The organism is Kitasatospora sp. NPDC058190 (assembly GCF_042883685.1).
In the GTDB taxonomy this organism is placed as follows: domain Bacteria; phylum Actinomycetota; class Actinomycetes; order Streptomycetales; family Streptomycetaceae; genus Kitasatospora.
On sequence record NZ_JBHVVI010000262.1, the window covers coordinates 1 to 3,445 of the forward strand.

Annotated in this window: 3 protein-coding genes; 2 read left to right on the plus strand and 1 reads right to left on the minus strand. The window is 72.7% G+C overall.

Annotation, left to right across the window (positions count from 1 at the left end):
* Positions 1-1,394 (plus strand): hypothetical protein (locus ACFVWU_RS44590; protein WP_387632386.1); only part of this gene is annotated, 1,394 nt, incomplete at its 5' end.
* 75 nt (positions 1,395-1,469) lie between these two features.
* On the opposite strand, the gene ACFVWU_RS44595 is transcribed toward ACFVWU_RS44590, so the two are convergent.
* The gene (locus ACFVWU_RS44595) at positions 1,470-2,699 is read right to left on the minus strand and encodes a serine hydrolase domain-containing protein (RefSeq protein ID WP_387632388.1); all 1,230 of its coding nucleotides are present in this window, start codon (positions 2,697-2,699) and stop codon (positions 1,470-1,472) included.
* A 275-nt stretch (positions 2,700-2,974) separates the two neighbouring features.
* Between ACFVWU_RS44595 and ACFVWU_RS44600 the strand changes: the two genes are divergently transcribed.
* Positions 2,975-3,349 carry a hypothetical protein gene (locus ACFVWU_RS44600; RefSeq protein WP_387632390.1) on the plus strand — a complete coding sequence of 125 codons (375 nt, stop codon included), beginning with the start codon at positions 2,975-2,977 and terminating at the stop codon, positions 3,347-3,349.
* Positions 3,350-3,445: the final 96 nt, after the last annotated feature.

A 3,445-nucleotide genomic window follows, 5' to 3' on the forward strand; every position in this document is an offset into this window, starting at 1 on the left:
GCCCGGCGGCCGCCGCGCCGGCCGCCGGCACCCCGCGCGCCCGCGCCGGAGCGCCGGCCTCGGCCTCGGCCCGTCCGTCCGCGGGCACCGCGCAGGTCACCACCGCGCCGGCCGGCGACACCCAGGCCGCGATCGGCAGCCCGGGCAAGGACGGCGGCGCGGTCACGGCCGCGACCAAGGCCCTCCAGCTCACCGCCTACGACCCGGGGAAGGGCACGGCCGTCCTCACGGCCGCGGGCCCGGTCGCGACCCCGAGCGCGTCCGCCAGTGCGAGCGCGACTCCCAGCGCGACCCCCAGCGCGAGTGCTGCCGCCACCGCCACCGCCACCGCCGCGGCCGCCGCCGTCCAGCCCGGCCAGCTGATCGCCAGCCCGCCCACCGCCGCCGCGCCGCAGGGCGCGCTGGTCGCCGTCACCGGCGTCAACCCGGGTGCGGGCAACACCCTCAACCTGACCACTCGCCCGGCCACCCTCTCCGAACTCCTCGGCGGCACCGAGGCGGACGGCCAGATCCCGGTCGACGTCCACGGCATCAAGATCACGCCGCTGGTCAAGGACCTCAAGGCGACCATCGGCGCCGACCTGGGCGGCGTGCAGGCCGACGCCTCCGGCACCCTGGAGGTCAACGTCAAGGCCCCCGTGCCGCTGCCCGAGGGCGCGAGCCTGGACGCCTCCGGCTCCCTCCAGCTGCACCCGGCCGTCCACTTCGCCTACCACGGCGCGCAGGCCACCAGCCCGCGCACCGCCTCCATCGGCTTCGACCTCGGCGCCCACGCCCAGTGGAAGGTCACCGGCGACGTCGCCCGCAACACCGGCGCGGCGCCGATCCGGGTGCCCTTCGCCAAGCTGCAGGCCAGCCCGGTGCTGACCGTCGCGGGCCTGCCCGTGGTGGTCAACCTCGGCCTCACCTGCTACCTGGAGGTCAGCGCCGACGGCCAGGTCCACCTGGAGACCGAGCAGGACGCCACCGGCACCTGGGCCGTCCGCGCCGACTACACCGGCGGCAAGGGCTGGACCTCGGCCACCAACGCCGACACCAAGGTCTCCCCGGTCCACGTCCGCCTCAACGGCAAGGCCTCGGTGCGCGCCGCTCTCGGCGCCGAGGTCAGCCTCGGCCTGTACGACACCGTCGGCGTCGAGGCCACCGTCGCCCCCTACCTGAGCGCCAAGGCCGACGGCTCCCTCGCCGTCGACCTCCCCGGCAACGGGCCGCAGGTGCAGGGCAGTTGGGCCCTGGTCGGCGGCATCGACCTGAACGGCGCGCTGACCGCCCACCTGAAGATCTTCGGCACCCCGATCATCGAGGGCAAGCTCCCGCTGCCGCCGTTCCACAAGGAATGGCCGCTGCTGGCAGGCTCGGCGTCCCTGCCGTCCCCGCGTCCGAGCAGCACCTGATCGTCCTTGGACGACTGAGGAGTGGGAAGTCGGCCGGTCCGACTCCCCACTCCTCTTTCGTTGTGCGGGCGGGTGTCAGTCCTCGATCGCCTGGTAGAGCGTGGTCCAGAAGTCGTGGATCAGCCGCGCCGAGTGCGGCACGGACATCCCGACCTGGGTGAGCACGATGCCGACGAGCCCGTTCTCCGGGTCGGCGTAGGTCGAGGTGCCGCTCCCGCCGTCCCAGCCGAACTGGCCGACGGGCGCGTAGTCGCCGCGGTAGGTGCGCACCGCCATCCCGAAGCCCCAACCGCCGTGCTGGCCCTGGCCGTACGAGAGGTGGACGTTGTCGCGGGCCAGGGCGGTGCGGGCGGCGGTCTGCTCGGGTGTGAGGCGGTTGGTGGTCATCAGCTCGACGGCGGGCCGGGACAGGATCCGCTCGCTCCCGAGCAGCCCGTGGTTCAGCAGCATCCGGAAGTAGGCGTGGTAGTCGTCCACGGTGGAGACCAGCCCACCGCCGCCGCCGGGGAACGCCGGGGGCTTGCTCCAGCGTCCGTCCGCAGGCTCGTCCCAGACGGTGAACGCCCCGGTCCGCGGGTCGGGGGCGTAGAGGGGAGGCAGCCGGTCGATCCCGTCGGCGGGCACGTGGAAGCCGGTGTCCTTCATCCCCAGTGGGCCGAAGACGCGCTCGCGCAGGAAGGTCTCGAACGGCTGGCCGGTGACGCGGGCGACGAGCACGCCGACGAGGTCGCTGCCGATGTGGTACTGCCAGGACTCCCCGGGCCGGCGCATCAGCGGAAGCGTGCCGAGGCGGCGCAGCCACTCGTCCGGCTCGGGCATCGGCGTCGGCAGATCGGGCGTGAGCCCCTGCTCGAAGACCGCGTTCATGATCGGGGTGCCTAGCGCCGTCATATCCATGCCGAGCCCGAACGTGCAGGTCAGCACATCCCGTACGGTGATCGGCCGGTGCGCCGGCACGGTGTCGTCCAGCGGGCCGTCGATCCGCTTCAGTACGCGCCGGTCGGCGAGTTCGGGCAGCCATTGCTCCACCAGGTCGTCCAGGCGCAGCCCGCACTCGTCCAGCAGGACCATCGCCGCCGCGATCGTGACGGGCTTGGAGGTGGAGGCCATCCGGAAGATCGTGTCCCGGCGCATCGGCGCGCCACCGTCGTGGCTCATCGTCCCGAGCGCTTCCACGTGCGTCTCGTCGCCCCGGCTGACGAGGGCGACGACCCCGGGGATCCTTCCGGAGTCCACGTGCCGCGCCAGCACGTCGCGCACCTTGCGCAGCCCTGCTTCCGAGAAGCCGCCGCTGCTCTTCCCCATGATGGATCTCCCCCTGCGTGAGTGTTCGGGAATCGATGAACGATGTCGAAGCTACATTGCGTTCACGAATGCGTCAACGATTCAGGGCGGCTGTGCGCCGCCCTGTAGTAGGGACATTGACGCTTCATTGCAATGGTTGTGAGCTGAACGCAATGGCTGATCGGCGGAGGGCGTTGCAATGAGATGAGAGTGAATGCAAACGGCGCAGACCGGGGGGAAGGGGGAGGGCTGATGCCCGGAGGCAGACTCAATGGACCGCCGGCGCCGGCGAACGGATGCCCGGAACGCCGAGCGGGAGCGGTGACCGGCCAGGGAGCACCGGGACGGCGCCCACTGGGCGTCCACACGGCCGCACCTGGACGACCGTCCCCGCCCCCGAAGGCGTCGCGGGCAAGCTGTGGTCGGTCACCGCCGTCCCCGGCGGCATGGCCACCGTCGGCTGGGACCCGAGCGGTGCTCAGGACCGCCCGATCGGCTTCCGCTACACCCACGGCCGCTGGCAGACCCTGGACCTCTCGGTGACCGGCTACGAGAACGTCTCCTACCTGGCCGTCGTCGCCGCCCCGGGCAACCGCCTCACGGCCCTGGGCGCCGGCAACACGCCCAAGTCCCAGGACTACCAGCCCCTGGCCCTCACCGGCCGGGGCTGAGCCGGAACGACGACACCGGGCAACAGGGCCCGCAGTGCTCCCGGGAGCCGTTCACCCGGGAGTGCGGGAGGAGTGGGAAGTCGGCCTGGCCGACTT